Source organism: Candidatus Erwinia dacicola, from assembly GCF_001756855.1.
Lineage (GTDB): Bacteria > Pseudomonadota > Gammaproteobacteria > Enterobacterales > Enterobacteriaceae > Erwinia > Erwinia dacicola.
The window spans coordinates 1-4,992 of sequence record NZ_MAYS01000290.1 but is presented as its reverse complement, the minus strand read 5'-3'; the positions used below and the strand labels follow the sequence as shown (position 1 = coordinate 4,992).

7 protein-coding genes are annotated in these 4,992 nt (G+C 57.6%); 2 read left to right on the top strand and 5 right to left on the bottom strand.

Going from position 1 to position 4,992, the window contains the following annotated elements; all coding sequences use genetic code 11:
- Positions 1 to 452: transposase (locus BBW68_RS08580; RefSeq protein ID WP_186821236.1), on the top strand; the 452-nt coding region annotated here is incomplete at its 5' end.
- 8 nt (positions 453 to 460) lie between these two features.
- Here the strand turns inward: BBW68_RS08580 and BBW68_RS18835 are convergent.
- From BBW68_RS18835 to BBW68_RS08555, 5 genes are all read right to left on the bottom strand, one after another.
- A complete protein-coding gene (locus BBW68_RS18835) occupies positions 461 to 1,114 on the bottom strand; it encodes a DotH/IcmK family type IV secretion protein (protein WP_186821310.1) in 654 nt (217 codons plus the stop codon).
- A gap of 15 nt (positions 1,115 to 1,129) precedes the next feature.
- Positions 1,130 to 1,837 carry a DotI/IcmL/TraM family protein gene (locus BBW68_RS08570; protein WP_070134969.1) on the bottom strand — a complete coding sequence of 236 codons (708 nt, stop codon included), beginning with the start codon at positions 1,835 to 1,837 and terminating at the stop codon, positions 1,130 to 1,132.
- A gap of 13 nt (positions 1,838 to 1,850) precedes the next feature.
- The gene (locus BBW68_RS08565) at positions 1,851 to 2,294 is read right to left on the bottom strand and encodes a hypothetical protein (RefSeq protein WP_070134968.1); all 444 of its coding nucleotides are present in this window, start codon (positions 2,292 to 2,294) and stop codon (positions 1,851 to 1,853) included.
- Between the two features lie 7 nt (positions 2,295 to 2,301).
- Positions 2,302 to 2,772: a hypothetical protein gene (locus BBW68_RS08560; protein WP_070134966.1), complete on the bottom strand. Its 471-nt coding sequence runs from the start codon at positions 2,770 to 2,772 to the stop codon at positions 2,302 to 2,304.
- Positions 2,773 to 2,977: 205 nt separating this feature from the next.
- The gene (locus tag BBW68_RS08555) at positions 2,978 to 4,756 is read right to left on the bottom strand and encodes an LPD7 domain-containing protein (RefSeq protein WP_148127609.1); all 1,779 of its coding nucleotides are present in this window, start codon (positions 4,754 to 4,756) and stop codon (positions 2,978 to 2,980) included.
- Between the two features lie 62 nt (positions 4,757 to 4,818).
- Here BBW68_RS08555 and BBW68_RS20660 point away from each other — a divergent pair.
- Positions 4,819 to 4,992 (top strand): helix-turn-helix domain-containing protein (locus BBW68_RS20660; protein WP_148127608.1); only part of this gene is annotated, 174 nt, incomplete at its 3' end.

Below are 4,992 nucleotides of genomic sequence, written 5' to 3'. Positions count from 1 at the left end.
TGCGTAACGTGCTGGGGCGAGTCAGCAGAGCCAGCCAGTCGGTTGTCCGTGCCGCGTTGCAACAGGTGTTCGTGCAGACGGAGGAACAAAACGCCCATGCCACCTGGCGCGAGGTCGCGGCCCAGCTGGAAAAGAACTTCCCGGCAGTCACAGAGATGATGGACGAAGCGGAGGCGGAGGGGCTGGCGTACTTCGGGTTCCCGGGAGCGCACCGGGTGAAAATCCACTCCACGAACACGCTGGAGCGCCTGAATAAAGAGGTGAAGCGGCGTTCCCACGTGGTGGGTATCTTCCCCAACGAAGAGAGCATAACCCGGCTTCTGGGTGCGGTGCTGACGGAGCAGAACGAAGAATGGCTGTTGCAGAACCGCTACCTGCCGCAGCACAGCATGGCGGAGATAGAGCAGACCGCTGAAAACGATGTGATCGAGGCGCTGCCACTCAGCGCTTAACAGACATATTACCGGACCGGAAGGCTGGATCTGAATTTACACCACCTTGACGGACTCGACCCGGCCAGCCCTTTCAGATACACCGTGACATTGCCGCGGTCATACTGCCGCCTGGCCTGAACCGTCATCACGCTGCTGTCCGGGATATAGTTCACCGTAAAGCCATCGGCGTTAGCGTTATAAGGCGGGGCCGCCAGTGGCCATGGAGCCCCGGTGTTGTCCGTAAACATCACCGTGCTGGCCTGATGCGTGGCAGTTCGCAGTACAGGTAATGAGGCGCCCGGGGAGAGATTCACTGTCAGAGTGGAAATGCGAGGCACCACATCTGCAGGCTGCCAGGCACGTCCACGACTGGCGTCATTGACAGCCCGGCTGACGTTTTCAATCTCACCGCGGTTAAGCGGAGCGGCCTGGCTGATAGCCCAGGCTTCGGCTGCAGAAGGTGGTGCCGGTGGTGACTGGCGTAGCGGAGCAGTAATGTCCGCTGCAGGTTCGCTTTGCGCTGCCGGCGGCGCCGTTGTGGCAACTTCCGGAGCCTCCGGGGAAGGTGCGGGCGGTAACGCCGTCGTGGGGGTGTTTGTTCGAGCGTCAGCCCAGTCGGCAGCCAGCACAGAGCCTGCCGACAAGAGCAAAATTGCTGTCGTGAGAAGTCGAATTTTCATGAGGTTTCCTGATACTTAGCGGGCATCCCGGGTGACCACGGAGGCCACTTCGATTCCTTCAGGTTTGAGCCTGACGTCGGTTCGCTGAATGCGGATCGTAAAAATGAAGTTCTGAGGTGGCAGGCTGCGGGTTTGGCCATCGAGACTCAGGGTGACGGGATACTGGACTTCCCAGATATAGGGTCCGTCCGAACCTTCACGGCCGCGTCGGTAAATCATCCCCTTACGGGTGACGTTGGCCGACATCAGCAGCTTGTCTGTCTTCACCTTTGCAAACAGGTTGGAGTTTGTCAGCGCGCTGTAGTAACTCCGGAAGCCGTCCTCTGAGAACTTCTGCTGCTGATCGCTTATCTGCGTGCGGAAGTTTTTGAAGTCGAGCTGGAAGGCGCTGCGGACAACTTTGTCACCAAAGGCAATGATGTCATCGTCGCTGTAAGCCGGCTCAGACGTTGGATATTGCGCCAGTACGCTGCCGTTAAGCGTGGCGAAGTATTTCACCGGAGGGTGAGCGACCTGCCAGGCAAGCCAGGCGTTAACCGGAAACTGCACCATGTTGAAGGAAACGGACACCAGAGAGACCGCCAGACATTTGCGGGCAAAAGAAGCGTTAAGCATCCTGTCTTTTTGAAGCTGCATTGCCTCCATGAAAGGAACGTACTCTGGATTTAGTTCAGCTTCAGCTGAAGGTGCCTCCTCAGAGGAGGCGGCAGATTGTTTCGTCACTGGATAGTTTCCATCAGTTCAGTGAGATATAAGAACGGCCACTGTTAGTGGCCGCCGGGGACGATTGTGTGCTAACGGGAATGGAAGTTGTTCCCGAGCTGTAGGACGACAGACCGCTACTGGAGGCATAGTCTCCCCAAGGGTCGATGGTCGGAGGGACATAGTCACTGATTTTGTCACGGGCCGCCTTGCAAATTTTCTGGCCAATCTGATTAAGGACGTCGGTCAGATTAGGAAACGTTGGCGCCGTAATGGTGGTGGAAATGTTCCCCAGACAGTCACCCAATGATGCTGTGACATTGTTCTGACGCTGTGACCAGGCATCTGCGGCTTCTTTTGCCCGATTGTAGCCGGCTTCACTACCTGCTTTTGCAGCCGTGCCAGCACGACAGGAAGCCGCTTCAGCGGCAGGAAGACACACCAGAAACAGAAGGGTAGTACAGAGCATTTTACGCATGAGATCCTCACATGGGTTGCGGTTGGTTAGCCGGCTTGACCTGTGCCCGGGGTGCCTGCTCCGGCTCCGGTGCTTTCGGCGGTGTCCAGGGTTTGTCGAACCCCAGCTTGCTGTGCAGGGCCGGCGGGATCTTTCCCGGTGAAATCAGAGGAACGGCGAATTTGGGTGCGTCCTTTCCTTTGAGCTGAAAGGCAAATGTATCCCGCGGGGCTTCACCATTCTTCACAGCGTTTACCGCTGAACCGTGGCCAATCAGGGTGAGAGCGCCGGTATCGGAAACCGTATTCACGGCAAGCCAGGTGTTTCCGTTGGCGCCGGTGCATACCCGGGCCAGTACGTGGCGAAGCTCACCTTCATGACGCATCACGCCCTGCAGGTAATCGCCGTGACCTTTCACCAGGTGCGCCAGCAGTTCGCCTTCTGCGCCAGCTGCCTGCATGACCACCGAGCCTGCGGCTTTGGACAGAGCCGGTACCACAGCGTTTTCCGGAGGCGATTGCGGTGGTTTTTGTCCTTCACCGTCAGGGCCGGTATACAGCAGACCGTGGCCCGCGGGGCCCGGAAGCGATAAAGACAGTGCGGCCGCTTTAACAATCTAATGCTGGAGCTGCCAGAAAGCATTACCGTCATAGGCTGACAGTTCTGCCGGCGCGACGTGGTGTCGGTCAGCAACCAGCAGACGGTTATCCTGGGCAGGCGTCAGCGACCAGTGATTGCGATGTTTCTCCTGGCATTCGTATCCGGTTACCACCCCCTCTGCATTCGTCAGCGGAACGTTGACGGTTACCGGCTTTATTGCCCAGATACTGCAGTTTCACCATGTCGCCCTGTTTCTGGCCACTGTCTTTCAGGGCCTGTTCCAGCTCCACACCCCAGTACGTCTTGTTGCCTGCTTTTGTGCGCAGCTGGACATAAAAGCTGTCCGTGTTGGCTTTATCGAACTGATACGGCGCCCGTCCGGATTCGAGTAGCTTTCCGGTCAGGCCTGTTCGCAGCGTCTCTTTCTCGAAGACGGTCATTTCCGGAGTTGCTGGGCCAGCTGTTTTCGACGGTGCCTGGCTGGCAGTGTCATTCCCCGGGGCGGGCGGTGCCGCTCCAGGTGCAGCAGTCGGTGTGTCTACGACAGGTGAGGGCGCTGATTCCTGTCCTGGCGTGCTTATGTTGATGCCATTCTTTGCCGTCGCCTCAGCGGCTCTGGCCTGCAACTGCGCTTCTAATTGCTCGCGCTGCTGTGGGTTTTTCAGATGTACCTCGATGTTGTGATCGGCAATCAACGTCAGCGTACGCTGGATAAACTCCGGACTGCCTGTTACCTCAACAGCACCACGCTGATTGGCTTTGGCGGAGAGAAGGGCGGCCAGGATCATGCGGTCGTTTTCGCTGGCCTGCGACGAAGCCATCACGATGCGATCGCCATAATCGCGGAATGCGTCTTCACCATCGAGCGCATACACCCAGGTCCTGTCTTCCTGGCGGCTGGTCAGCCCCTGTAGGAGCTCGTCCAGATTAATCCGGGCGACTTCTGGTCCCTCCGGGCTGGTGTCACCTGGCAGTCGCCCAAAGGTGAATGAGAAGCCATTTTCCTGAGCCAGTGCGGTATCAGTGTCCGCCGCTGCCGGCTGCTGTGGCTCTTCCGGTGAAGACGTCTCTTTCAATGGCTGCTCTGTCACTGGCAGAATGCTGGCATCGGCCAGCTGGGCCTCTGCAGCTGCATCTATTGGAGCTGGACTATCAGCCGGTGGCGTTTGTGGATTTACAGCCTCTGCCAGAGGGGCATTCTGCAGGTCTGGGTTATCCGTGGACGTGAGCTCGTTGGCCACGACTGGCGTCTCTGCCGCTGATAACGATGCTGTTTCTGCAGACGGTGTCCCGACGGCTTCTGGTGCGGAGGGCTCCACGTTTAACACCGGCTCCTCAGGGACATGGGGAGATAATGGAGGTGTTGCCTCTGCCTCCGGACCCAGTGGTGGAACAGCGGTTTCTGGCAGCGCGATTTCAGGTGAAGGCTCCGGTAAATCCTGTGCCTGCGCGGAGGTCATCGTGCTCTCAGGTATATCTTCTGGTGGTGCAAATGCTTCCTGAAAGTCATTGCCGAAGTCCGGGTAATCCGTGATGTCAGGGAAGGGAACGGCAGGGTCATCCTGCCGGATGTCGTTGTCAGGCATGCTGTGAGTCTCCGTAAAGGACTGACGCCAGTCGGGAATGAGTTCATCGAAAATCGGTGCCAGTTGTTCGCGAACCGCATTCAGTCCGTTGGCCACGTGAATATCGTTAAAATCGCTGAATGAGGCAGTACCAGCGAACGCCTGCGCACGTTCGCTTTCAGAGAATGAAGGGATGATGTAAATGCCGTTAATGGCCGCTGCGGCTTCCTGTGCCTTTTTCGCCCCCTTATTGTCCTGTTCACCGCGGTTGTTGGTTTTGGTGAAGTCATCGCCCCATTCCCACTCGAAACGCAACAAAGTGACCCACTGGCCAGACCCGGATAAAATCTCCGTTCTGGTCCTACTGGAGAGCCTGTTGCATGCAGGGAAAACATCTGACTCAGAAAGAGCGGTTCTACATTGAAAAGCGGCGTGGTGAAGGTGTCAAACCGGCTACCATCGCCAGAGAGCTTGATCTCCCGCGGTCTACCATCAGCAGGGAACTCAGACGCAATACAGACCCCGCTTTCAACGGCGTTTACTCCTGCAGGAGA